At 44.8% G+C, this 23,262-nt stretch carries 24 protein-coding genes; 11 read left to right on the top strand and 13 right to left on the bottom strand.

What is annotated here, in order from left to right:
- Nucleotides 1-17: 17 nt before the first annotated feature.
- From R7Q47_RS09425 to R7Q47_RS09390, 8 genes are all read right to left on the bottom strand, one after another.
- Nucleotides 18-1,091, bottom strand: coding sequence for a hypothetical protein (locus tag R7Q47_RS09425; RefSeq protein WP_248486931.1), 1,074 nt, complete (start codon nt 1,089-1,091; stop codon nt 18-20).
- Entirely contained in the window at nt 1,091-2,200 is a 1,110-nt protein-coding gene (locus tag R7Q47_RS09420) for an ATP-grasp domain-containing protein (RefSeq protein ID WP_213912252.1), read from the bottom strand. The genes R7Q47_RS09425 and R7Q47_RS09420 overlap by 1 nt, the downstream gene beginning before the upstream one ends.
- Nucleotides 2,188-3,456, bottom strand: a complete 1,269-nt coding sequence (locus tag R7Q47_RS09415) for a F390 synthetase-related protein (protein ID WP_372434315.1) — start codon at nt 3,454-3,456, stop codon at nt 2,188-2,190. The genes R7Q47_RS09420 and R7Q47_RS09415 overlap by 13 nt, the downstream gene beginning before the upstream one ends.
- Nucleotides 3,444-4,307, bottom strand: a complete 864-nt coding sequence (locus R7Q47_RS09410; protein WP_213912254.1) for an MBL fold metallo-hydrolase — start codon at nt 4,305-4,307, stop codon at nt 3,444-3,446. The genes R7Q47_RS09415 and R7Q47_RS09410 overlap by 13 nt, the downstream gene beginning before the upstream one ends.
- On the bottom strand, nt 4,276-5,262 hold the full coding sequence (locus R7Q47_RS09405; RefSeq protein ID WP_005380308.1) for an NAD-dependent epimerase/dehydratase family protein: 987 nt from the start codon (nt 5,260-5,262) through the stop codon (nt 4,276-4,278). Before R7Q47_RS09405 ends, R7Q47_RS09410 begins: the two co-directional genes overlap by 32 nt.
- A complete protein-coding gene (locus R7Q47_RS09400) occupies nt 5,259-6,248 on the bottom strand; it encodes a ketoacyl-ACP synthase III (protein WP_248486929.1) in 990 nt (329 codons plus the stop codon). Before R7Q47_RS09400 ends, R7Q47_RS09405 begins: the two co-directional genes overlap by 4 nt.
- A gap of 194 nt (nt 6,249-6,442) precedes the next feature.
- A complete protein-coding gene (locus R7Q47_RS09395) occupies nt 6,443-6,892 on the bottom strand; it encodes a YaiI/YqxD family protein (protein WP_005380310.1) in 450 nt (149 codons plus the stop codon).
- On the bottom strand, nt 6,889-7,182 hold the full coding sequence (locus R7Q47_RS09390; RefSeq protein WP_005391777.1) for a hypothetical protein: 294 nt from the start codon (nt 7,180-7,182) through the stop codon (nt 6,889-6,891). The genes R7Q47_RS09395 and R7Q47_RS09390 overlap by 4 nt, the downstream gene beginning before the upstream one ends.
- A 932-nt stretch (nt 7,183-8,114) precedes the next feature.
- On the opposite strand from R7Q47_RS09390, the gene R7Q47_RS09385 reads away from it, so the two are divergent.
- Nucleotides 8,115-8,600: a GNAT family N-acetyltransferase gene (locus tag R7Q47_RS09385; RefSeq protein ID WP_005380314.1), complete on the top strand. Its 486-nt coding sequence runs from the start codon at nt 8,115-8,117 to the stop codon at nt 8,598-8,600.
- Here the strand turns inward: R7Q47_RS09385 and R7Q47_RS09380 are convergent.
- Together R7Q47_RS09380 and R7Q47_RS09375 are read right to left on the bottom strand one after the other, a co-directional pair.
- Nucleotides 8,560-8,859, bottom strand: a complete 300-nt coding sequence (locus R7Q47_RS09380; protein ID WP_005380315.1) for a DUF3301 domain-containing protein — start codon at nt 8,857-8,859, stop codon at nt 8,560-8,562. The genes R7Q47_RS09385 and R7Q47_RS09380 overlap by 41 nt on opposite strands.
- Before the next feature lie 13 nt (nt 8,860-8,872).
- On the bottom strand, nt 8,873-9,910 hold the full coding sequence (locus R7Q47_RS09375; RefSeq protein ID WP_169628591.1) for a DUF3549 family protein: 1,038 nt from the start codon (nt 9,908-9,910) through the stop codon (nt 8,873-8,875).
- A 76-nt stretch (nt 9,911-9,986) separates the two neighbouring features.
- Here R7Q47_RS09375 and R7Q47_RS09370 point away from each other — a divergent pair, with 76 nt between their 5' ends.
- Nucleotides 9,987-10,301 (top strand): YqcC family protein, encoded by a 315-nt coding sequence (locus R7Q47_RS09370; protein WP_005391784.1) that lies wholly within the window; start codon nt 9,987-9,989, stop codon nt 10,299-10,301.
- 4 nt (nt 10,302-10,305) lie between these two features.
- A complete protein-coding gene (truC, locus tag R7Q47_RS09365) occupies nt 10,306-11,076 on the top strand; it encodes a tRNA pseudouridine(65) synthase TruC (protein ID WP_047102610.1) in 771 nt (256 codons plus the stop codon).
- Between the two features lie 90 nt (nt 11,077-11,166).
- Here the strand turns inward: truC and R7Q47_RS09360 are convergent, their stop codons facing one another.
- The 3 genes from R7Q47_RS09360 to map form a co-directional block, all read right to left on the bottom strand.
- Nucleotides 11,167-11,550: a DUF3461 family protein gene (locus R7Q47_RS09360; RefSeq protein ID WP_005380322.1), complete on the bottom strand. Its 384-nt coding sequence runs from the start codon at nt 11,548-11,550 to the stop codon at nt 11,167-11,169.
- Nucleotides 11,551-11,692: 142 nt separating this feature from the next.
- Nucleotides 11,693-14,317 carry a bifunctional uridylyltransferase/uridylyl-removing protein GlnD gene (gene glnD / locus R7Q47_RS09355; protein ID WP_017636037.1) on the bottom strand — a complete coding sequence of 875 codons (2,625 nt, stop codon included), beginning with the start codon at nt 14,315-14,317 and terminating at the stop codon, nt 11,693-11,695.
- Between the two features lie 108 nt (nt 14,318-14,425).
- Nucleotides 14,426-15,304, bottom strand: a complete 879-nt coding sequence (gene map / locus R7Q47_RS09350) for a type I methionyl aminopeptidase (protein WP_005380326.1) — start codon at nt 15,302-15,304, stop codon at nt 14,426-14,428.
- Nucleotides 15,305-15,688: 384 nt separating this feature from the next.
- On the opposite strand from map, the gene rpsB reads away from it, so the two are divergent.
- The 8 genes from rpsB to rseP all read left to right on the top strand — a co-directional run bounded on the left by rpsB (nt 15,689) and on the right by rseP (nt 23,247).
- Nucleotides 15,689-16,417 (top strand): 30S ribosomal protein S2, encoded by a 729-nt coding sequence (rpsB, locus tag R7Q47_RS09345; RefSeq protein ID WP_005380327.1) that lies wholly within the window; start codon nt 15,689-15,691, stop codon nt 16,415-16,417.
- Nucleotides 16,418-16,549: 132 nt separating this feature from the next.
- Nucleotides 16,550-17,395, top strand: coding sequence for a translation elongation factor Ts (gene tsf, locus R7Q47_RS09340; protein WP_005380328.1), 846 nt, complete (start codon nt 16,550-16,552; stop codon nt 17,393-17,395).
- Between the two features lie 147 nt (nt 17,396-17,542).
- Entirely contained in the window at nt 17,543-18,268 is a 726-nt protein-coding gene (pyrH, locus tag R7Q47_RS09335) for a UMP kinase (RefSeq protein ID WP_005380329.1), read from the top strand.
- Between the two features lie 100 nt (nt 18,269-18,368).
- On the top strand, nt 18,369-18,926 hold the full coding sequence (gene frr, locus R7Q47_RS09330) for a ribosome recycling factor (RefSeq protein WP_005380330.1): 558 nt from the start codon (nt 18,369-18,371) through the stop codon (nt 18,924-18,926).
- Between the two features lie 96 nt (nt 18,927-19,022).
- The gene (locus tag R7Q47_RS09325) at nt 19,023-19,778 is read left to right on the top strand and encodes an isoprenyl transferase (protein ID WP_005380331.1); all 756 of its coding nucleotides are present in this window, start codon (nt 19,023-19,025) and stop codon (nt 19,776-19,778) included.
- A 12-nt stretch (nt 19,779-19,790) separates the two neighbouring features.
- Nucleotides 19,791-20,633 (top strand): phosphatidate cytidylyltransferase, encoded by an 843-nt coding sequence (locus R7Q47_RS09320; RefSeq protein WP_005385351.1) that lies wholly within the window; start codon nt 19,791-19,793, stop codon nt 20,631-20,633.
- Nucleotides 20,634-20,683: 50 nt separating this feature from the next.
- Entirely contained in the window at nt 20,684-21,889 is a 1,206-nt protein-coding gene (gene ispC, locus R7Q47_RS09315; RefSeq protein ID WP_005385353.1) for a 1-deoxy-D-xylulose-5-phosphate reductoisomerase, read from the top strand.
- Nucleotides 21,889-23,247, top strand: coding sequence for a sigma E protease regulator RseP (rseP, locus tag R7Q47_RS09310; RefSeq protein WP_005380334.1), 1,359 nt, complete (start codon nt 21,889-21,891; stop codon nt 23,245-23,247). Before ispC ends, rseP begins: the two co-directional genes overlap by 1 nt.
- Nucleotides 23,248-23,262: the final 15 nt, after the last annotated feature.

The raw sequence follows: 23,262 nt of genomic DNA, 5'->3' as shown, positions 1-23,262 counted from the left end.
TGATTATAGATGTCGGTTTATAGCTGAAAACGCATCAACAAAGGGCGATAAAAGTGCTGAGTGAGCCAGCACAAGCTTTTCCAAATTATGCGTTTGTACCAAGGTAAGTGCGCAATATAAACATAGCTAAATTCAATTTCTGGCCGGGCTTTTCTGTTGCGTTTAAAAGCCGGAGCGCCTGAGCTCATATTAAAGCGACGCTGGTATATCATGGCATGGCGGATGGTATAGGCCGATATTCGACGATACAATGCGAGGCGTTGTGGCTTATTGGTATCGTAGCCAAAAATTGGGCAAGTCATATCATTATCAATTTCTACAATGCCTAACGTAGCCAGCATCTCTTCTTGATAAAACAGTCCCACTAAATGTACTAATTTGTTCTGGCTCGCCTGTTTTAAATATTGGCTTGAAAACTGGATGTTATTGATGCTGTATTTATCAAGGTAAAGCATGTCATATAACTCTTTGGCACGCTGAAATTCTTCATCAGTGGTCAGTGGCCTAAACTGCCAATCTTTATCATTAAGCAGTTTGAAGTCTTTCGTTAAATCTCGGTTGAAGCTGAACGCTTGCCAATCATCAAGTAAATACACTTGTCGTGTTACCAAGCTTTGCCATTTTGGCTGCTTCAATCGCTGAATTAAGTGTAAATGCTGACGCTGGTTGAGGGAGCGAAGCACCAAGGGAAAGGTGGGGTATTGATCGAGTGCGACGCGACGCAGTTCATCGAGATTTAAGGCTGCCCATTGTTCGCTATACATATTGGTGGACAAGCACTGATTGTTGAGCGTTTGGACTTGATCCAATCCAGCCAGTGATAAGATTGGTTTAGTCATATTAATAAGTAACTTACATACCCATCGAACAGCCACATTTTTGACTTTGTGAAGCTCTTCTTCGGCGTAGCCACTAAGCAGTGTCATAGGGGACACGGCATAACAGTTGTTTGGTATTTTTGGTGTTACGGAGTAGGGAATGGCAACATCATCGATATAGTAGCAACCAAAGCTTGCTGTGCATTCATCAATGGGATTCGACTGCATAAGAGTGAAAAAAGTTTTATGCCATTCTTGAGAGGAAAGCGTCATTAGTTCAATGCCTCTCCATTCCACTCAATATCAACGGTAGAAGCGTCGCTCCACTTCGTCTTGTTCTGCCTAGCTAACCGGAGTAATTCAAACATACTCCGGATTTGGCTCCCGGCCGGTAAGTTATGCTGTTGCATCACATTCACTCCAGACCACCAATCTTGCCAAGTTCGAGCCTTGAACAGGGATAATCCACCTTCCGCGATGAGTGTTATTGGACCTAAATGATGCAATCGCTGCTTGGAAGGACTGGTAAACTCCATATTAGGAAGCAGTTGGTTGCATCGAGACGAGAGTAGGTGCAAACCACTGGTGGCTCTTGGGTTACATTCAATCACGTAGAGTTCATCTTGTGATTTGATGAAGTCAAACGACACTTGCCCATGATAAGTATGACGTTTACCAAAAGCTGCGATAAATCTATCTAGTCGTTCGCACGAGATCGGCTGAAAAGCACTGGCGGCCGAGCCGTTTACACAGTATTTCGGCACATAAGCTTGGTGTGCTTTAAGGTCACCATGTTCAAAAATGGCATAGTTACACACCGGAGTCCCATGGATTTTTTGTTGCTGAACCCAAGGGAAAAGGGGCGATATCGTGGCGGCAGAAATAGACTGAGTCGTCACATCTCTTATGACTTGCCCGCCAAACCGAGAGTAAACGGGCTTTAGAACGGTTCTCTTATTAATTTCAATCTCACTTTTATCAGCGACCAAACGAGTTTTGGGAAGTGTAATTTCTGGCAAATCTTGAAGCTGTTCAAAGACGGTCAACTTGTTGTGCAGGGCATTGAGTAGTCCTACATTGGGCAGAAAAAAATCTACTTCTGGGCATTGTTTGGCAACATGAGCCAAGTAATACACTTCTTCACAAGTGGGTATCACCATATCAATACGCATCTGAGTAATGATTTTTAGGATCTGCTGTTGATAGTTGGGAAACGCAAATCGAGGCGAAGCGGTGGGGATATAAGACTTGATGCCTCGCAAAAACGATCCTAGAGGTTTTTTTAGCGAATCGGTGAGAATTACGTCATGTCCATGATGCATACACATGGTTGCCCACTCTAGTGCAACTGGTGCTCGGGCTCCGGTGATTAAGACCCGCATATGTTCACCACACGTCGTTGTTTATTCATTGGCGTCCAAATAGGCGCAGGGCGGTAACTAAATCTGACAGGATCAAGCCGCAATTGGTCAAACAACTTTATCAAGGCTTGATGTATAACCCGATGGTGGTGAAAATCCGCTTCAATTTGAATGGCTTGTGACCCTGTTTGGGTGATTCGGTAATCCACGCGACCTTTGGCAAATAGCGTTATAGCGCGGTAGATGAGATCTGGTAACACCGTCACTGGGACGTGGTTTGCGTTTAGCGTGAGGCGATCACCACATCGTCCGGCAATCGCGCCAAGAGGTTCAAATACGCCATTATCCTGTTTATTCTCAATAATATCGTCGAGCTGATAACGAATAATTGGCTGAGTTTTACGACGAAAATCGGTGATAATTGGGCTGTAATGAGTACGTTCGGTATTCAGCCAATGTTTTTCGATGTAAACAACATCTTGATTCCAGCGCATTTGTCCATGCTGATCAGTACATGCAAGAAAACCTTCGGTACATTGATAGACTTCATGGAGTTCGCTGTCGAACCGTTGAGAAATAAAGTGACGGTCACTCTCAGTTAGGACTTCTGCACCAGAAATGATCCGCTGTGGTTGAATTTCGGGTTGACTAAATTGACCGCTGAACTGGGCGCAGAGCTGAAGAGCTTGCGCACTACCAACCAAAAGTGTGGGTTGGAACTCATCCAGCTCTTTTATCCATTCTTGGTAAGGTTTGGTCAAATCGGCATAAAAGAATGTGACTGGCCCTTTCGCGATGGATTTATACAGTGGGCTGTTGGCGCGCAAGGCTAGCGCAATTCGGTGTTTTTGCCATAGGTTGGGCAACAGGCGAGCCAATATATTGCCAGCCCATAGTTGCGTTTCCTGTTTGTCAGCAAGAAACAACCCGCGCATGCCTGATGTGCCCGAGGAAAGCCCAACAGTAACATCGCCAACTTTCGAAGCGGCGAAGTTGCGTGACTGTTCTGCGTCGAGTGCTTGTTGCATTAGCTGTTCAGCATCTAAGCCTTTCGTATTCAACTCCGAGAGGTTCTCCATCATGGTTTGCTTATTCATGATAGGGAAATCACTGAGTGCTGCACCTTGAAGTGAGCGGTAATACGGTGAATGACAGCATACCCATTCCAGGTGTTGCGTTAAATGTTGTTGCTGCCACGCTTCGACTTGTTCCCTTGAACCGAATGGGCGGTAGCGGGTTCGCCAGAATTCTGAGATAAGCGTTATCACTTCATCCACCCTTCTTTGATTAGCTGCCGGATAGTTTCCTGACAATGTGAAGGCACGAAGCGAACAAAGTGGTGGGTTTGTTGGTAGCAACTTCTCAATTCGGAGAGGGTGTTTTTATAGGCATTTGTGTCATCGCAAAGCATGTTCGCCAGCCAATGCTGATCAATATTTTCACTCAAGCTCTCGATTAACCAGCATGCATCGGCGAGTAAGAATAGCCAACCTTGGTCTCTTTTAACCAGCAAGCCCACTTGGCCAGCTGCATGGCCTGGCAAGCTAACCATATAAATGACTCCGTCGTCGAACATGTCTTTACAGAGCAAATTAACACCTTGGCACTGAGGAAGAATTTGGCTGATTGGTACAGAAAAATCACTATGAATGAATAAGTTAGGTTCAATCTGTGGAGGAAGTAGAGCTTTTAGGTATCCTTTTCTTACGCCTCCAATTCGACCACTTTTAGTAATTGCATCTACCCCTTTTTGTTGGCAATGCAATTGAGAGTGGGAAAACTCAGACACGGCAGCAATGTGATCAGCATGGAAGTGGGAGAGCACTAAGTGTTCAATATCATGAGGTTTGAGACTTTCTTTTGCTAACTGCGCAACAATTCCGTGTTCTTTTTTATAGCGACAAGGTGTTGTCCAAGCATAAAAACGTTCAGGGAAGGGACGAGTCGCGCTAAAAAAATGCTCGTGATATCCCGTGTCGAACAGGATGTTGCCTTGCGTTGGGTGCTGAATTAACGCAACGGCTGCCGGAAATGCTCTAGGCTTGATACCAGAACCTGGTTTGACAACAAAGCCTGGGTGTACGCAGTGTCCAGCCTCAAAGATTTTTATTTTTAGACCAGTTTGCATACTGCTGTATTCCTTCTTGAATTGAAAAAAGCGGTTGGTAATTCAGTGTTTGTTTCGCCTTGCTGATATCCAGAGTTTGATGATAGTTAAACAATCCTGCGCTGTATGAGGTGAGCCTTGGTTCTGGCTGATGTGGTAAGTGCCTTCGTATTTGCTCACTGAGCTTTAATAATGGTGATACCACACCGTATGGTAATGATTGTAACGTTACTTTTAGGTTTAACCCCTCACATAAAGCTTGCAGAACAGTCTCAATTGGCATTGGTTCGTTGTTGGAAATGTTGAACACATCACCATGCTGAAGTCGGTCTGCCTGAGTGCAAGCGAGCATCGCTGCATGGGCAACGTTGTCGACATAGGTCAGATCAACCACAGGATTTCTACCCGATGGCAGAAGCAGAGTGTTGTTTTTTATCGCCTTAAGCACTCTTGGGATAATCGCGCGATCATTGGGTCCAAAAATGCCACGCGGTCTTAAAATGATCGCTTTACTTCGACCTTTTACGGCTTCAATTTCTGATAGATATTTTGTGTGTGCGTAATCATTACACCAGTATGAAGCTATGGCGTCGGTTTCTCGAATATTCCAACGGTCTTGATGGTCAAAGTAGACGCTGGTGGACGAAATATGGATAAAACGCGAGATTTGATGCGTATTAGCCGCATTGACGAGGTTTTTGGTGGCATCTACATTGGCTTGATAAAACGCCTGCCACTTTCCCCATGGGCTTGAGAGAGCGGCACAATGGATGACTGCATCCATACCTTGGCATACCGCATGAACTGCTGAGTGGTCTCTTAAATCGACTATATGGGGGATAACATCGAATTGCTCGGCGAGTTGTTTAGCGATGACTGTATTTCGTGCTATAAAATGCAGTTCATGCTGCTGGTGAAACATTCTCAGAATTGCGCTACCCAACATCCCGCTGCCACCAGTGACCAATATCTTCATAGTTTTAGCACTCCCATCCCTAGCGACAACCCTGCGGCGGTGCCAGCTAATAACACATGTTTTCCTGCGGTTTCTGGCTGATTACGCAGCCAGTGTAAGTTAATTGGGAGTGAGGCGGCGACTTGGTTTCCCAAAGTCGAAAAGTGATTAACGGTTTTCTCTGTTGGTAGCTCGGTGAGTGAAGGCAGTTTTTTTAATCCATGCGCGCTGGCTTGATGAGGAAGAAAATAATCAATATCGCCGAGTGTTACCGGAGAGGCGTCAAACCCTTTTTTTAGAAACGCTGGTAAGGCTTTACGCACATGTTTAAAGAGTGCTTTGCCCTCCATTTCAAACTGGCAACTTTTTAAATAGGCTTGATGCTCGGAGGTATGCGGATTGATATGACTACCTCCGCCCTTAATTTGACAAAATGAATACCCGGTATGATGCGTTTCAAAGTGACTGGTGAGCAATCCATCATCGTCGTGTTCTTCGAGCAAAAATGCGGCGGCACCGTCCGCGAATAGCGTTGCAACTTCTGGTTTGAGCGTAAAATTTCGATTCAGTGTGATGCCAGTGGCGAGTTCGCTGGTGACAATAAGAATCCGACGGTATCGTTTTGCTAAGAATAGACTCTGGGCAAGATCAAGCGCAGAGAGAAAGGATAAACAGGAGCTGTTCAAATCAAAGCTTTCTAGCCATGTTGGAGCGTCTAACGCGGCGAGAACCGCTGAGGCGTCGTAGGGTAGAGACTGGTGGTGTGTGCCGCTAGCGTAGATAAGAAGATCAACGGAGCTTAAGGTATGTGTGTTTCCTAAACACTGCTCTATTGCCTGCACCGCCATGTAAATAGCGGTCTCTTTTGTATTGGCTACATGACGATATTCAACGTCGAATTTATTTCGGCAGGTCCCTGGCGCTAATTTTAGGAAGCGATCCATCTCTCGATCAGACCATTGATTCGTTGGCAGGTAGCTTCCACTGGAAACGATGTTAAAGCCCATTATTCTCTATACACTTATTAAAAACGTCGTTCAAAATAAACCACGTTGCATATTGAAGCTATGGCGAGCGAGATGAAAAATAAACAGAACAAAACAAATGGGAGTAAGAGCACGCTTTGGGTGCAATGCTGAGAATGAATTTTCAGGAATGAGCCAGGCTTTGATTTGCTGGCTCAATATGAATAGAGTGAGGGTTACTTCTTGAATTTCGCCAAAATACGATCCAAATGGTTTGCAAATTCGCGTCGATCGGTTTGAGAAAGCGCGGCGGGCCCACCTGTCTGAATTCCGCTTGAACGCATGGTTTCCATAAAGTCGCGGATATTTAGGCGAGCTTTGATGGTGTCTTTTGTATAGAGCTCGCCACGAGAACTGAGGGCTTGAGCGCCTTTAGAGATGACCTCATCTGCAAGCGGAATATCTGACGTGATCACCAAATCGTTGGCTTCTACACGCTTGACGATTTCGTTGTCTGCGATGTCAAATCCCGCAGGGACTTGCAGCGAGTGGATGTTGTCTCTTTTCGGCACAGGGACAACGTGGTTAGCGACAAACGTACATTCAATCCCCGTACGCTCGGCGGCACGCACAATGGTTTCGCGAATAACTTTCGGACACGCGTCTGCATCTACCCATAACTTCATGATGATTTCTCACTGAGTTTCGCTTCTAACTCTTCAATACGAATGGCTAGCATTTTTACGGTGCGTTCTAGGGCTTCAAGACGATCATTATCGGTGTGGTGCTGTGCTGCGATTTCAACCTTGGGTACGCGTTGAGCACTCTTCCAACTTTTTATTGCGGTGATTAACGCTGGCATTGGAACTGGCGTTTTCAATCGTGCTTTCACTAACGCTACGGTTGGCTCTTTTCCTTGTTGTTGCAACTGTTCCATTGCCGCTTCTAATTCTTTAGTAACGTCTTGAGTTAACATTTTTAATCCTTAACAACGATATATCTATCATCATACGTTGAGTGCGCTGATTTGGCGAATGGCATTTTGGAGAGTGTAGTGTGAGAGATCTCTTACATAGGTTGTGAGAGAAAACGATTTCGTAAGCGGAAAAAGAGAAGATAAAGAGCTTAAGTTTATGATAAACAATGATTTAACAACTTGTTAACCAATGTGAGGGCCAAATATTTATCTTAGATAGATTGTCTATTTTTGGAAAAGGCGTAAATTGAGAGTTGTCAGCAGGAAGCAGACATGGAACAGGAAAGCACCAAGGATTTGGTTATCGTCAGGAAGACGATTTGGTTGGTCAGGATGATTAATCAAGCATGGAGCGTAGGACATTGTAAGGATACGATCATCAATAGGATGTTGATGACTAAGGATAGACAATGGACCCCTCTAGGATTGAGGTTATGGACAGCATCAGGAAGATGCAAGGGACACCGCTCAAGGAACAAGTGACGTGTGCTAACGAGGAATGTTAGCAGTCAGGATGATAAGGACACCGCTAGGACGGCGACGTAAGGAATAAGCTGACGGAATCAGCCACTATTATGGATGATGCATGGAGCACTTTTAGTAGCCGGACTGCTGCGAGTAAGACCATGACCCCGATACTTATGTGTCGGGGTCTTTCTTATATAAAAACGATATCCAGTGCTCTCATTGAATTAAGCATCTCGATGTTACTTGGGGATATCAATATCACAAAATATATAAATTCCTAATAACACTTAATAAAAAACAACTCAGATCAATATCCTTTCCAACCAGTTGGTTTAACTTTCGGCTTCTCTACAAGGTGTTATGCCCGCAATCATTGAGCATGTTCAGCTCATCGAGTTTGTGATCTGCGGATAGATTAAGTTTGTTGTAATCAAGGAACAGATGTGGCCATAGTAACCAGAAGAATGCTTCTTCTACCCTACAATGAGTCGTTGCAACTAGAATTCGTCATGCTGAATTGCTGTGCGAAAAACCGTGCTGAATTGAATGGTCCGTATACAGTTGCGTCTGCCAAACAGATGTTTGAGAAAATACTGGATGATGAGAACATTTATAGTATGGCAGTGCTAGAGAGCACCAGTCGTGACTATATGGGGCACGTGTTCATTGCTAATCTCGATTCCGAACCTGAATTAGGGTTTATTTTTGATAAATCATATTGGGGTAAAGGGTTAGCAACAGAAGCACTAAAAGCATTTTTCCCCAAAGCGTGCCGTGAATTGGGCTTGAATAAGGTGAAAGCTAACGTGAATAGCAATCATCAAGCTTCTATGGCAGTACTGAAAAAGCTGGGATTTGTTGAAACAAAAGAAAGTAAGGATATATATGGTCCTTACTTTGAAATGGAATTTACAAGCGATGCGGTGGTAGGTGAAAGTTCTGCGGCCTGAAACCGACCATGGTTAACTCTCCTTGGTAGCAATCGTCACCAAGAGATGAAAACTCAAATTGATACACCGTATGCCAACGCCAGACTCCGTCTGGCGTTTTTAGTTTATGGGCACCAAAGGCGATGCTGATTAATTGGAGATCCAATTGCTCACATTTACGCGTGATGGCCGCTTTTGCGAGTTCGGCTTGGCGACGCTGTTGCCAAAACAGGTAACAGAAAAAGCAGAGCCCTAAAATTGCTAAAAGATCACCAATCATTCCTGAACCTTTCTTAGCTTTTTGTTGTTTGTTGTAAGCTTACTAGCGCATTTGCTAGTTCCTCTGATGGGTTTGAATGCATTAAAGGCAATAACACCATTCTTAACTCTGGCAGCATCACTAAATCGGCAAATAACTGATTAAATAGGGCTTGATTACCGGTTTGAGCTAAACGCAGCAAAAACTGTTCTGCTACCTTTTCATTGGCGAGTAAGTGCCAAGCGCGACCCGCCACACCAATCAATACCTCCTGATGGCTTAAACGAGGGCTATGCAATATCGCATCTAATACTGGAGAGGCGACTTCTGTTGGTGCACCAGCAAGGGCTCGGATAAGTGCTGAAAGTAGGAAGAGATCAGGTTCGCTACTTGCGATTTCTTGCTGTGCCTTTTCCGCGATACGTTCTGCTAAACGCTCTTGAAGCTCTACGTGCTCAAGCGCACCTAATAGGGCATAAAGTGGCTCATTTGGTAGGTGGTTCAACGCTTTGCGTATCATTAGCCCGTTTTGCTCTTTGTCCAGGCGAGCGGCTATGTCTGTGATACCTTGCAGACCTACAGTTTGCCAATTATCCCAGCCTAAACCTCCAGAGAAGTAATGCTGGGTATGCTCGTAATATTGGCTGGTAGGAAGATTGAGGTTTGCGCGGACCTGGCTATGAAACACGGCCATTTTATCTTCGGAAGGTTTGAAAGTGTATGGGTTGTTAGACAGCTTTTGTTGTTGCTCTTCAGTGATATCATCATTGAGGCGTGTTCCCATAGCCTCCACGACGTATTTAATGAAATTGCCGATATCCGCTTGCTTTAACAAACCGCGCTCGTCCAATTCAAACTTTAGAAACCAAATCCAAGGTTGCTTTTGTTCATTCCAATAAGCGATGGCAAGGTGTGCTTTACGCTGCATTGGAAATGGGTACGGTGCTTGACCTTTTTCTACATCGGCAAACTCTTTCTTAGCGATGGTTTTGATACGACGACCAAGATCGAAGATTTGATAATCACAGTGGCTGTTGTTCAACAGTTGAGTGAGGGTTTGAATGTTTTCCATTAAATACGACGTCCTAACGTTCTTTTCACAAGAAATGGTATCATTCTCGGCTAATTCAAGGTTCGAGATAGAATTAATGGTAACAAATACTCAATTGGTCGACTTACTTCACCAACTTGAAACGCAGCTTAAAGAACATAAGTTGTGGCAACACACTAGGCCTTCAGAGCAAGCCTTACAAAGCGTGGAGCCATTTGCGATTGATACATTGCATCCTCATGAGTGGTTGCAGTGGATCTTTATAGACAGAATGCACGTGCTAGTGGAAAACAACCAACCATTGCCAAGAGGGTTTTCTCTCGAGCCCTATTTTTCAGAAGCGTGGAAGCAGGAACCGCAGTTCGCCGAGCTGCTTGTTACAATCCGAACCATTGACGAACTGTGTAAGTAAACGAATGCTAGAACAAGAAATAGCGCGATCTTCAGAACCAGTTGAGCTGGAGATCGTTTATCAGGATGAATATTTTGTAGCGGTCAACAAGCCTGCCGGCATGTTAGTGCATCGCAGTTGGTTAGATAAACACGAAACTCAATTTGTCATGCAAACTTTGCGCGACCAAATTGGTCAGCATGTGTTCCCATTGCATCGTCTGGATCGTCCAACATCTGGTGTGCTTGTGTTTGCGTTGTCGAGTGAAGTCGCATCACAAGTCATGCCGATGTTTGCTGAACATAAAATGGAAAAGACATACCACGCAATAGTACGCGGTTGGATTGAGGAAGAGGGCGTCTTGGATTACGCGCTCAAAGTCGAGTTGGACAAGATTGCTGATAAGTTCGCTTCACAAGAAAAAGAAGCGCAAGAAGCGGTGACGGAATATAAGCCGTTGGCTAAAGTGGAAGTTCCCTATTCGACGGGTAAATTTCCTACAACGCGTTATTGCTTAGTTGAGATGAAACCTAAAACGGGGCGTAAGCACCAACTTCGTCGTCATATGGCACATCTACGCCATCCGATCGTGGGTGATACAACGCACGGGGATGGAAAGCACAACAAGCTGTATCGCACAGAGTTTGATTCTCATCGTTTGCTACTGCATGCTTCAGAGTTACGGTTCATCCATCCATTTACCGATCAAGAGATTGTTATGACGGCCAATCTTGATGAAACTTGGCAGCAATTGTTTACTCGATTTGAGTGGGATGAATCGATGATTAACCGATAATCGGCGCAGTTAGATCTAGATAATGATTGAGTACAAATAAAAAGGGTTAGCATCAATGCTAACCCTTTTTAATATTTAAGACTTAACGTTTTACTTTAGTTTTTCAAGATCCGCTTCGATCTCTGCGATCTTACTCGAAACGACTTTTTCTAAATGACGAAGGTCTGAAAGAATTTTCTCTTTTACATCAACCTCAGGTTGTTTCGTTGGCTTAGTAATTTTATTCAGTTCATCAATGACTAATGTGAGGTTACGGTTGATTTCCGTTACTTCTTTATATTTGTGACTGCCACTATCAACAAGAACATTTTTGATTTGGCGTGGGTATTTGAATTTAACGCTTTTAGCGAACAGTTCGCCTTTTTGCTTGTGGAAATAGATCTTGAGTACGTCTTTGTGTGCTTCTTGGCGTAGGGAATAACGTTCAATCTGCTTAGGGTCGTGAATACCCAAACCAGTGAGGTGGGGATACATAGGCTACCTCTATTACATCGAATTGATATTGATATAACTGTAGCAGCCTATGTATGAGCTAGATAGCTGATATTTAGCCAAAATGCTTAACTTGTGGGCAAGATCGCTCTCGCCCTGAACCGAAAAGATTGGCAGGTTTGATCTAAGCTGCGACCTCATCAGATAACTTTTCGATCAATCTCTCTCTTAGCTCATCTTGCTGTTCTTCACTTAATCTTCCTCCTGCATCACTGGTTAAAATAAACAAGTCTTCTGCTCGCTCACCAATGGTGGTGATTTTGGCACCGTGAAGGTTGATATTTAAATCAGCAAACGTACGGCCTACTTTGGCCAACAGCCCTGGTGTGTCTAGCGCGACAAACTCCATTAAAGTGTGTTTTTTACCTTTGGTTGGTAAGAAGTCGACTTTGGTTTTCACGTTAAAGTGCTGAAGTTTGTTCGGAGTACGGCGCGTTTTAATCTTGGTTGGTCGGCCTGCCTCCAGTACATGAGTGAGGTGTTTAATCACCGCGGCGTGACGAGATTCATCGATCGCTTCGCCATGTTGATCGAGTACCATAAAGGTATCAATCACGTGCCCATCTTTGCTGGTCATTATTTGTGCGTCGTGTACATTAAAATTACGCCTATCTAACTCCGCCACGACCGTCGCAAATAAAGCAGGCTGGTCTTTCGTATATACAAACACCTCAGTGCCGCCACGAGTGGCTTTTTTACTGATCAACACCAAAGGCTTAGTCGGATCTTCCATGCGAAGTAAGTGTTCGCAGTGCCACGCGATTTGCGTATGAGTATGACGAAGGAAGTAGTCAGCTTTGAAGCGTTGCCACAATACTTCAATTTCGCGCGCGGCAAACCCCTCTTTGCGCAGCATTGCGGAGGCCATCTGTTGATTGTGGCGAATTCTCTCACGCACATCGACAGGGTTCTCTAGCCCTCTGCGTAAAGCACGTTGTGTGGAGTAATACAGCTCTGCAAGTAAAGTTCGTTTCCAAGCATTCCAAAGTTCTGGGTTGGTTGCACAAATATCTGCAACTGTCAGGCATACAAGATAATCGAGAGATTCTTCGTCTCTGACTTTTTTGGCAAACTCGGTAATGACATCGGGATCATAAATGTCTCGGCGCTGTGCTGTGACGGACATTAATAGATGATGCCTTACCAACCAAGCGACAAGTTTCGCTTCGGGCTTCGATAAGCCATGCTCAATACAGAAGTCGTACGCTTCTCCTTCACCGATAATCGAGTGATCGCCGCCACGACCTTTCCCGATATCATGGAAAATAGCGGCAATAATCAGCAGCTCTTTCTTTTGCATCCGTGGGTAGACGTCACAGCAAATAGGGTGCTTCGCATGATTTTCTGGGTCACTAAAAGTGTTGATGTGTTTAAGTAAGCGAATACTGTGCTCATCAACCGTGTAGGCGTGGAATAAGTCAAACTGCATTTGACCAACAATCTGACTCCATTGCGGTAAATAGGCCGCCATAACCCCTAATCGGTGCATGAGGCTGAATGCTTTGTGCAGAGCATTAGGGTGACGACATAACGCCATGAACTTTTCACGCGCAGCAGGAATGGTGTGCAAAAACTTGTTGAGCCGACGCCGAGCGGTGCGCAGTTGACGCAGCGTTGGTGGGCTCACCCCTTCAATAGTTGAGTCGTTAGCAATATGTAAGAACATATCCAGAATAGTTTCTGGGCGAGCTTGGAACAATGCGGGTTTCCGCGCTTCAATTAAAGAACCGCGACGTTGAAAGTCTGTATCGAGAATCTCGGCACTTTCTGTTGCCCCACCATTAATGATTGCTTGGTCAAAGAGTTTGAGTAGCATTTTATTGAGCTCTGCCACACGACGAAGCGTGCGGTAGAACTCTTTCATCATCATTTCTACGCCTCGGTTGCCTTCTCCGACATAGCCTAGATTTTCCGCAACTTGTGCTTGATGAGCAAAGGTCAAGCGGTTGTCATAGCGGCGAAGCTCCATATGCAGAGCGAAACGTACTCGCCAAAGGAAGTCCTGACATTCAACCAATTCTCGGTATTCTGCGTCAGTTAAAAATCCGTATCGGCTCATTTCCAACAATGAAGTCGCACCAAAGTGACGTCGAGCGACCCAGCTTAATGTATGAATATCGCGTAGCCCGCCAGGGGTTGATTTAATGTCCGGTTCTAAGTTGTAGGTCGTGTCGTGGTAACGTGCATGGCGTTCGCGCTGCTCTTGAATTTTAGCGCGGTAAAACGTCTCACTTGGCCAGAAGGAGTCTGATAACACGACTTTCTTCAGTGCCTGAAAGGTGTCCTCGCTTCCACACAGCAGTCGCGCTTCTTGCAGGTTTGTCGCGACCGTTAGATCGGCTTTACCAATTTCAGCACATTCAGTAACGGTGCGAACAGCGTGTCCGACCTCGAGTTTTAAATCCCACAACAGCGTAATGAATTCGCTGATTTTTGCTTCTAACGCGGTTGGCAGTTTATTGTTCGACAGAATCAAAATATCGATATCGGAGAGTGGATGCAGCTCACCGCGTCCGTAGCCACCAACGGCAACCAGGGAAATGTTGTAAATATCCTTGAAACCAAAATGTTGCCACAAACGATTGAGAAGCAGATCCATATATTCAGCTCTGGCTAAAACCAAGCTTGTTACCGGATGATGATTGAGAAACTCTTGGTTTTGATTAGAGCTAAACTTCTCTAATTCTTGTTTGAGTTCACCGATATTGATTTGTTCATCGGAAAAGGTAAGAGGGGACTGAAGTGTCATATTTGCCATCCGTGCAAGCTAATCTAATAACAATCTAACAAATTTGCGGCAGATAAAAAATATCCCCGCCGAAGCAGGGATATAGTAAACAACGAGTGGTCGTCAGCTTTACGCGTTTTTCATTAGGCGAGGAATCGTATCGTCGCTACGAAGCGTCAGTACTTCACAACCTTCTTTTGTTACAACAATGGTATGTTCCCATTGCGCAGAGTTCTTGCCGTCGCCCGTGTAAACAGTCCAGTCATCTTGTGCATCAACAGAGCAACCAAATTTACCTGCGTTAATCATCGGCTCAATAGTAAAGCACATGCCTTCTTTTAATACGCGGCGGTCTTTGTTCTTGTAATGAACCACTTGTGGTTCTTCATGGAACTCATCGCCGATACCGTGACCACAGAAGTCTTTCACAATAGAAAACTTGTTGCGAGGATTGTTCTTGTTGTTCTCTTTGATGTACTTCTCGATAGCTGTACCGATGTCACCAACTGTTGAACCTGGCTTTACGGTACGCATACCAACGTACAGTGCTTCTTGAGCTACCATGCACAGACGTTTGTTTGCAGGCGAAACATCACCGACTAGGAACATCTTAGAAGTGTCACCATGGTACCCCTGAGGACGCACGCTCAGATCTGCATTCTCATCATTTGGAACGATTACGGTAATATCAACGTTTAAGATGTCGCCATCTTTTAGTACCGCCGGCTTCATTTGGCCGTTGCTACCGATTTCGTCTTTTTCCGCTGGAATACCGTGGCATACGATATGGTTGATTGAAGTACAGATCGACTTAGGGAAACCATGGTAATCAAGCGGAGCAGAGTATGCGCCTTTTTCTAGAGCGTACTCATGACAGATTTTGTTTAACTCTTCTGTCGTCACACCAACTTTGATGTGTGGTTCGATCATTTCTAGAATCTCTGCGGCTAGCTTGCCCGCAATGCGCATGCGTTCTATTTCTTCAGCAGTTTTAATCTTGATTGACATTGGCTTTCTCTACTTATTCCTAAGCACGTAAACGTGCGAATGGCCGCATTCTATCAGACATCGGGGCGTTAACCCAAGTTAGATAGGAATATGCATCATTCTTAATTCGATCATATGTTTAAAGTTTTGCTTATAAATAGGAGAAAGTGGCTCGGTGAAGAAATAATTTTTACTAGCCACAGTGAGCTAAAATATGGTATAAAGCGCGCCGGAATAGAGGACTGTTCTCTTCGTTTAGCAAAGTTAAGCGGCGAAGCAAGCTTCATCCGAATAACCTTTTATCTTTAAATCACACACATTCCGTCACATATTCCGGGGTGCTGAGCAGAAGCTTGGTCGGAGTTATGGGGAATGTGGAGGCCTAACCCCATAGAGGATTTTAAAATGGCAACTGTATCAATGCGCGATATGCTAAAAGCTGGTGTTCACTTCGGTCACCAGACTCGTTACTGGAACCCAAAAATGAAGCCATTCATCTTTGGCGCTCGTAACAAAGTTCATATCATCAACCTAGAAAAAACTGTACCAATGTTCAACGACGCTCTAGCTGAACTAGCTAAAGTTGGCGAGAAGAAAGGTAAGGTTCTATTCGTAGGTACTAAGCGCGCTGCATCTGAAGCTGTTAAAGAAGCTGCAATCGCAAGCAACCAGTTTTACGTAAACAACCGCTGGTTAGGCGGTATGCTTACAAACTACAAAACAGTTCGTCAGTCTATCAAGCGTCTAAAAGAACTAGAGACTCAATCTCAAGACGGTACTTTTGACAAACTAACTAAGAAAGAAGCTCTAATGCGTACTCGCGAAATGGAGAAGCTAGAGAAATCTCTTGGTGGTATCAAAGACATGGGCGGCCTACCAGACGCTCTATTCGTAATCGACGCTGATCACGAACACATTGCAATTAAAGAAGCTAACAACCTAGGTATTCCAGTATACGCTGTGGTAGATACTAACTCTAACCCAGACGGCGTTGACTACGTAATCCCAGGTAACGACGACGCGATCCGCGCTGTACAGCTATACCTGAACGCTGCTGCTTCAGCAGTATCTGAAGGTCGTAACAAAGACGTAGCTGCAGTTGCTGAAAAAGACGGTTTCGTAGAAGCTGAATAATAGCGGCTCTGTGTCACACTTGGTCTATGTGAAACCTTTGTGTAGCATAAACTAAGTTATAGTTAGCAATGGGGGCCGACAATGTTAGGCCCCTGTTTTTTACCTTATTTCGAATCAAACGAGGAAGACAGAATGGCAACTGTAACTGCTGCTCTAGTTAAAGAACTTCGCGAGCGTACTGGCGCTGGCATGATGGAATGTAAGAAAGCGCTTGTAGAAGCAAACGCTGACATCGAACTAGCAATTGAAAACATGCGTAAATCTGGCGCAGCGAAAGCAGCTAAGAAAGCTGGTAACGTTGCAGCTGAAGGCGCAATCATCATCAAAGAAGAAAACGGCGTTGCTGTTCTTCTTGAAGTTAACTGCCAAACTGACTTCGTTGCTAAAGACGGTAACTTCACTGCATTCGCAGAAGAAGTTGCAGCTGCAGCTCTAGCTTCAAAAGCTTCTGTTGAAGAACTACAAGCACAATTCGAAGACGCACGTGTAGCTCTAGTAGCTAAAATCGGTGAAAACATCACTATCCGTCGCGTAGAATACGTTCAAGGCACTGCAATCGCTTCTTACCGTCACGGTGAGAAAATCGGTGTTGTTGTTGCTGGTGAAGGCGACGCAGAAACTCTTAAGCACGTTGCAATGCACGTTGCTGCTTCTAAGCCAGAGTTCGTTAACCCAGAAGACGTACCAGCTGACGTAGTAGAAAAAGAGAAAGCGGTTCAAGTTGAAATCGCAATGAACGAAGGCAAGCCTGCTGAAATCGCTGAGAAGATGGTTGTTGGCCGCATGAAGAAATTCACTGGCGAGATCTCTCTAACAGGTCAAGCTTTCATCATGGAGCCTAAGAAAACTGTAGGCGAAATGCTGAAAGAAAAAGGCGCTTCAGTTTCTACGTTCGTTCGCCTAGAAGTAGGTGAAGGTATCGAGAAGAAAGAAGAAATGAGCTTCGCTGAAGAAGTTGCAGCAGCTCAAAAAGGTTAATCCTTAGAGACTGTATAAAGATTAGACCGTAGCCAAGGCTGCGGTCTTTTTATGAGCAGTGAACGATTAGCCGTGATGAATAGCCATAACTGAAGTTGTGTCTATTCATGACTGTTAATCAACAACTCTCTTTGGAAGGTAAACTCCATGACTACGAACCCTAAACCAGCGTATCAACGTATTCTATTAAAACTGAGTGGTGAAGCTCTTCAAGGTGAAGACGGTTTTGGTATTGATCCTGCGGTCCTTGATCGTATGGCACAAGAAGTTAAAGAACTGGTTGAACTGGGTGTTCAGGTTGGTGTAGTTATCGGTGGCGGTAACTTGTTCCGTGGTGCAGGCCTAGCTGAAGCTGGTATGAACCGCGTAGTTGGTGACCACATGGGTATGCTTGCTACAGTAATGAATGGCCTAGCGATGCGTGATGCTCTTCACCGTGCATACGTAAATGCGCGCGTTATGTCTGCAATCCCTCTAAAAGGCGTATGTGACGACTATAATTGGGCTGATGCGATCCGTGAGCTTCGCCAAGGCCGAGTTGTCATCTTCTCTGCTGGTACTGGTAACCCGTTCTTTACAACGGATTCTGCTGCTTGTTTACGTGGTATCGAAATTGAAGCGGATGTTGTACTAAAAGCGACGAAAGTTGATGGTGTATTTACTGCTGACCCTGTAGCAAACCCAGACGCAGAGCTGTATGATAAGCTATCTTATGCAGAAGTTCTGGATAAAGAGCTGAAAGTTATGGACTTGGCGGCGTTTACGCTAGCTCGTGACCACAAAATGCCAATCCGCGTATTTAATATGAACAAGCCAGGCGCACTACGTCGCGTGGTAATGGGCGAAGCAGAAGGCACGCTCATCAACGAATAAGCTTGGCTTAAGGTGCCACTCCAAAGCGTTAGGGTGGTGCTTGCTTTGCTCAACCGTTTTAGGCTTTCTTCAGGAAAGATGACATTTTTAAGGTGAAACTGTGATTAACGAAATCAAAAAAGACGCGCAAGAGCGCATGGATAAAAGCGTTGAAGCGCTTAAGAACAACCTTTCTAAAATTCGTACAGGTCGTGCACACCCAAGCCTACTATCTGGTATTTCTGTAGAATACTACGGTGCAGCAACACCTCTAAACCAAGTAGCAAACGTTATTGCTGAAGATGCACGTACACTTGCAATCACGGTTTTTGATAAAGAGCTGACGCCGAAAGTAGAAAAAGCGATCATGACGTCTGACCTTGGTCTAAACCCCATGTCAGCTGGCACTATCATCCGCGTTCCACTTCCACCGCTAACGGAAGAACGTCGTAAAGACCTAGTTAAGATCGTCCGTGGTGAAGCTGAAGGTGGTCGTGTTGCTGTTCGTAACATCCGTCGTGACGCAAACAACGATCTTAAAGCGCTTCTAAAAGATAAAGAAATCTCTGAAGATGAAGATCGTAAAGCACAAGACGAAATTCAAAAGCTAACTGACGTTGCAGTTAAGAAGATCGATGAAGTTCTTGCTGCAAAAGAAAAAGAGTTGATGGAAGTTTAATACTCCCACACACATCACTGTTGGAAAACGCTGTGCTCACAGCTCAGCGTTTTTTTATGTTAGTCTATCCAACTGATGGAACTCAATTAACTCCCTATGCAAAATTCTCAAGCCTTCTCTGATTCCCTTCCTAAGCATATTGCCATCATTATGGACGGTAATGGCCGTTGGGCTAAGTCCAAAGGAAAACCTCGCGTATTTGGTCATAAAAAAGGCGTTAGTGCCGTTCGTAAGACCGTGGCTGCTGCTTCAAAACTAGGCATTAGAGCCATGACGCTGTTTGCTTTTAGTAGTGAAAACTGGCGTCGTCCGGAGGAAGAAGTGGGTCTTTTGATGGAACTGTTTATCACGGTCCTGTCTAGTGAAGTAAAAAAACTACACAAAAATAACTTACGGTTGCGCGTGATCGGTGATACCAGTCGATTTAGTGAGCGTCTACAAAAGAAAATTGTAGAAGCAGAAAACCTAACGGCAGATAACACGGGTATGGTGATCAACATTGCAGCCAACTATGGCGGTAAATGGGACATCACAGAAGCTGCTAAAACGTTAGCGCTAAAAGCACGTAACGGTGAAATTCGTGTAGAGGATATCAATGAGCAGCTAATCACTGAGCATTTGACCATGGCAGACCTACCGGAAGTGGATCTTTTAATTCGCACCAGTGGAGAGTGCCGCATCAGCAACTTTATGTTGTGGCAAATGGCTTATGCAGAAATGTACTTTACACCAGAGTACTGGCCAGAATTCGATGAAGACAGTTTGGTAGAAGCTGTGACTTGGTTTATCAACCGAGAACGTCGTTTTGGCTGTACAGGTGAACAAATAAAGGCATTGATGGCAGCTCAATAAGGACTAGTTAGTTTGAAACAGAGAATAATAACAGCACTAATTTTAGCTCCCCTGGTTATTTTAGGCATTTTTAAATTACCGCTAATGGGCTTTATTGCCGCTTTAACTGCAATAACGCTATTAGGTTTTTGGGAGTGGACTCAGTTTACAGGAAGCAACTCTCGCATTGCTGCCCTTGTGCCGGCAATCATTATTACCGGACTTAGTTTTCTATACATCTCGCCTGATGCATATAGCCTCAATCACTTAACGACACCTCATTATGTCGTCTTGGGTATTGGTTTTGTTTGGTGGATTATTGCTAGCTTAATGGCGATTACTTACCCCAAAACGACGAAATCTTGGCAAAGTAATTTTGTTTTACGTCATGTATTTGGTTTTCTGACATTAATCCCATTCCTTTGGAGTGTGATTATTCTCAGAGCGTATGACATCACTGTAGATCCATACCACGGCGCAAAGCTTGTGTTGTACGTTTGTTTCTTGGTATGGGCTGCAGATAGCGGCGCCTACTTTGCAGGCAAAAGCTTAGGCAAACGTAAGATGGCTCCTCATGTAAGCCCCAATAAAACTATTGAAGGGCTAATTGGTGGCATTATCACGGCATTAATCGTAGCGTGGGCATTTGCTGATTGGTTCGACATCCAGTTCACTAGCCCTGTCCATATGGTGCTGATTACGCTAGTGACTGTCGTTATTTCAGTGCTTGGTGATCTGGTTGAAAGTATGTTCAAACGTGTCTCAGGCATTAAAGACAGCAGTAACATTATCCCAGGGCACGGTGGTGTGCTAGATCGTATCGACAGCCTAACCGCAGCATTCCCAGTTTTTGCTCTTCTTTACTACGTATTCTAATTTATCAGGAGCGGCGTCGTCGCTCCTGAGCTTTCTAACGGTCTTACAACATGCAAAAGTTAACGATTCTTGGTGCTACTGGATCAATTGGTGCAAGCACGCTTAAAGTGGTCGAACAAAACCCAGATCTGTTTTCTGTCGTTGCCTTAGCGGCAAGCACTAACGTTGAAAAGATGATCGGTCTATGTCGTCAGTGGCAACCTAAGTATGCGGTCATGGCAGATAAAGCTGCGGCGTCTCAACTTCAAGCTGAGCTACACTCGGTTTCGCCAGGTACCGAAGTGCTAGGTGGTGTTGATGCGCTATGCCATATTGCTTCGCTGGACGAGGTCGACAGTGTAATGGCTGCTATTGTAGGAGCCGCTGGCTTATTGCCTACCATGGCTGCCGTGAAAGCAGGTAAGCGAGTCTTGTTGGCAAATAAAGAAGCACTTGTAATGTCAGGCCAGCTATTTATTGATGCTGTAGAAGAATTTGGCGCAGAGCTACTTCCCGTCGACAGTGAACACAACGCCATTTTCCAATGTTTACCACAGCAAGTACAAACCAATCTAGGTCGTTGCAATTTACAAGAACATGGCATTTCTCATATTTTGTTGACTGGATCTGGTGGTCCTTTCCGTTACACTGACATCGCAGAACTGGAGCAGGTGACACCCGCTCAGGCGATCGCTCATCCAAACTGGTCGATGGGGCCAAAAATTTCTGTTGATTCTGCCACGATGATGAATAAAGGCCTTGAGTATATCGAAGCTAAGTGGCTATTTAATGCTGCTCGCGAACAACTGAAGGTGGTTATTCATCCTCAATCTGTGATTCATTCTATGGTTCAGTATCGTGATGGTTCGGTCTTGGCACAAATGGGAGAAGCGGATATGGCGACGCCAATTGCGCTCACCATGTCATACCCGTCAAGAGTAGAAGCTGGGGTTAAGCCGCTAGACTTCACGAAAGTTGGTGAGCTGACGTTTTTGCAGCCTGACTTTGCTCGTTACCCATGTTTAAAACTCGCAATTGATGCTTGTTATGAAGGTCAACACGCAACAACGGCATTGAATGCAGCTAATGAAGTCGCTGTTGATGCATTTTTAAATAACAGACTAGGTTTTACCGATATTGCTCGCATCAATGAGTCTGTGTTGAATAAAATCAACGCAAGCTGCAAAGCTGAGAATGCGAATAGCTTGGAAAGCTTGCTCGAGCTAGATAGAATGGCACGAACTATTGCCCTAGAAACCATACGCGAGCGTAGCTGATGACTGGTATATTGTGGAATCTCATTTCTTTTATCGTCGCACTGGGCATTCTTGTTGCCGTGCACGAATTTGGGCATTTTTGGGTTGCTCGCCGTTGCGGCGTTAAAGTTGAAAAGTTTTCAATCGGTTTCGGCAAGTCTATTTGGAGTAAAGTAGGCAAAGACGGAACGGAGTACAGCATCTCAATGATCCCTCTCGGCGGCTATGTGAAAATGGTTGATAGCCGTGTCGATGAGGTGCCAGAACATGAGAAGCACCTAGCGTTTGATAAGAAGCCGTTATGGAAGCGAACCTCTATTGTTGCGGCTGGCCCCATCTTTAATTTTCTTTTCGCAATTTTTGCCTATTGGCTGGTATTTCTAATTGGTATCCCGGCTGTTAAGCCTGTAATTGGTGAAGTTACGCCCAATTCGATTGTTGCGGAAGCTGGAATTGAATCTGGAATGGAACTTAAATCGATATCTGGTATCAAAACTCCGGATTGGGAATCAGTAAATATGGGATTGATTTCTCATATTGGCGATGATTTGATGACGGTAACACTAACGTCAGCGAATGAAGTTGGTTCAGAAGTAACGAAAACGCTCGATTTACGTGAGTGGAAGTTCGACCCAGAAACTCAGTCAGCGATGCAGTCGTTAGGTTTTGCTCCGTATACACCGGAGGTGTATCGAGTTATCGAGCAGGTCTCGCAAGGTGGAGCGGCGGAAAAAGCCGGTGTGCTTCCAGGTGATGAGGTTGTCGCAATTGGTCAACAACGCGTAACCGAATGGAAGCAAGTGGTTGAAGCGGTTCGTTCTAATCCTGATACACCGCTTGAATTGACGGTGTTGCGTCAGGGTTATGAGCAAACATTGACGCTGACGCCCGGTAGCCGTGAGCTAGCTAACAAAGAAGTCGTTGGTTTTGCAGGTATTGCACCTAAAGTCGCAGAATGGCCAGAAAGTTATCGCTTCGATCTTCAGTTTGGTGTATTCGAGTCAATAGGTAAAGCAGTAGACAAAACTGGCCAAGTCATTGGTTTGACAATCAGCATGCTTAAGAAGCTGATTGTTGGAGACGTTGGTTTGAATAATCTGAGTGGACCAATATCAATAGCCAAAGGCGCAGGCGCGACAGCAGATTATGGTTTGGTCTACTTTTTAGGTTTTCTCGCTCTAATTAGTGTTAACCTAGGTATTATTAATCTCGTTCCTTTACCAATGTTGGATGGCGGTCATTTGTTGTTTTTTGCAATTGAAGCAGTCATTCGACGTCCTGTTCCTGAGAAAGTGCAGGAAATGGGCTTTAGAATTGGTGGTGCGATCATCTTCTCGCTCATGGCGTTAGCGCTATTTAATGATTTTACTCGTCTGTGATAGTTCAGAGACAAA

The organism is Vibrio sp. Vb0349 (assembly GCF_033338975.1).
This window is presented reverse-complemented; position numbering and strand designations above follow the sequence as displayed.

Excerpts from the sequence above, each read along its gene's own strand:
- R7Q47_RS09380 (WP_005380315.1), bottom strand. The coding sequence starts at position 8,859 with ATGATTGGTGATCTTTTAGCAATTTTAGGGCTCTGCTTTTTCTGTTAC.
- R7Q47_RS09360 (WP_005380322.1), bottom strand. The coding sequence starts at position 11,550 with ATGTATCCCCACCTCACTGGTTTGGGTATTCACGACCCTAAGCAGATT.
- R7Q47_RS09420 (WP_213912252.1), bottom strand. The coding sequence starts at position 2,200 with ATGCGGGTCTTAATCACCGGAGCCCGAGCACCAGTTGCACTAGAGTGG.
- R7Q47_RS09390 (WP_005391777.1), bottom strand. The coding sequence starts at position 7,182 with ATGTTAACTCAAGACGTTACTAAAGAATTAGAAGCGGCAATGGAACAG.
- truC (WP_047102610.1), top strand. The coding sequence starts at position 10,306 with ATGCTAGAACAAGAAATAGCGCGATCTTCAGAACCAGTTGAGCTGGAG.
- R7Q47_RS09405 (WP_005380308.1), bottom strand. The coding sequence starts at position 5,262 with ATGAAGATATTGGTCACTGGTGGCAGCGGGATGTTGGGTAGCGCAATT.
- R7Q47_RS09370 (WP_005391784.1), top strand. The coding sequence starts at position 9,987 with ATGGTAACAAATACTCAATTGGTCGACTTACTTCACCAACTTGAAACG.
- glnD (WP_017636037.1), bottom strand. The coding sequence starts at position 14,317 with ATGACACTTCAGTCCCCTCTTACCTTTTCCGATGAACAAATCAATATC.
- rseP (WP_005380334.1), top strand. The coding sequence starts at position 21,889 with ATGACTGGTATATTGTGGAATCTCATTTCTTTTATCGTCGCACTGGGC.
- R7Q47_RS09395 (WP_005380310.1), bottom strand. The coding sequence starts at position 6,892 with ATGAAGTTATGGGTAGATGCAGACGCGTGTCCGAAAGTTATTCGCGAA.
- tsf (WP_005380328.1), top strand. The coding sequence starts at position 16,550 with ATGGCAACTGTAACTGCTGCTCTAGTTAAAGAACTTCGCGAGCGTACT.
- R7Q47_RS09325 (WP_005380331.1), top strand. The coding sequence starts at position 19,023 with ATGCAAAATTCTCAAGCCTTCTCTGATTCCCTTCCTAAGCATATTGCC.
- R7Q47_RS09425 (WP_248486931.1), bottom strand. The coding sequence starts at position 1,091 with ATGACGCTTTCCTCTCAAGAATGGCATAAAACTTTTTTCACTCTTATG.
- ispC (WP_005385353.1), top strand. The coding sequence starts at position 20,684 with ATGCAAAAGTTAACGATTCTTGGTGCTACTGGATCAATTGGTGCAAGC.
- R7Q47_RS09400 (WP_248486929.1), bottom strand. The coding sequence starts at position 6,248 with ATGGGCTTTAACATCGTTTCCAGTGGAAGCTACCTGCCAACGAATCAA.
- rpsB (WP_005380327.1), top strand. The coding sequence starts at position 15,689 with ATGGCAACTGTATCAATGCGCGATATGCTAAAAGCTGGTGTTCACTTC.
- R7Q47_RS09410 (WP_213912254.1), bottom strand. The coding sequence starts at position 4,307 with ATGCAAACTGGTCTAAAAATAAAAATCTTTGAGGCTGGACACTGCGTA.
- pyrH (WP_005380329.1), top strand. The coding sequence starts at position 17,543 with ATGACTACGAACCCTAAACCAGCGTATCAACGTATTCTATTAAAACTG.
- R7Q47_RS09375 (WP_169628591.1), bottom strand. The coding sequence starts at position 9,910 with ATGGAAAACATTCAAACCCTCACTCAACTGTTGAACAACAGCCACTGT.
- map (WP_005380326.1), bottom strand. The coding sequence starts at position 15,304 with ATGTCAATCAAGATTAAAACTGCTGAAGAAATAGAACGCATGCGCATT.
- R7Q47_RS09385 (WP_005380314.1), top strand. The coding sequence starts at position 8,115 with ATGCTTCTTCTACCCTACAATGAGTCGTTGCAACTAGAATTCGTCATG.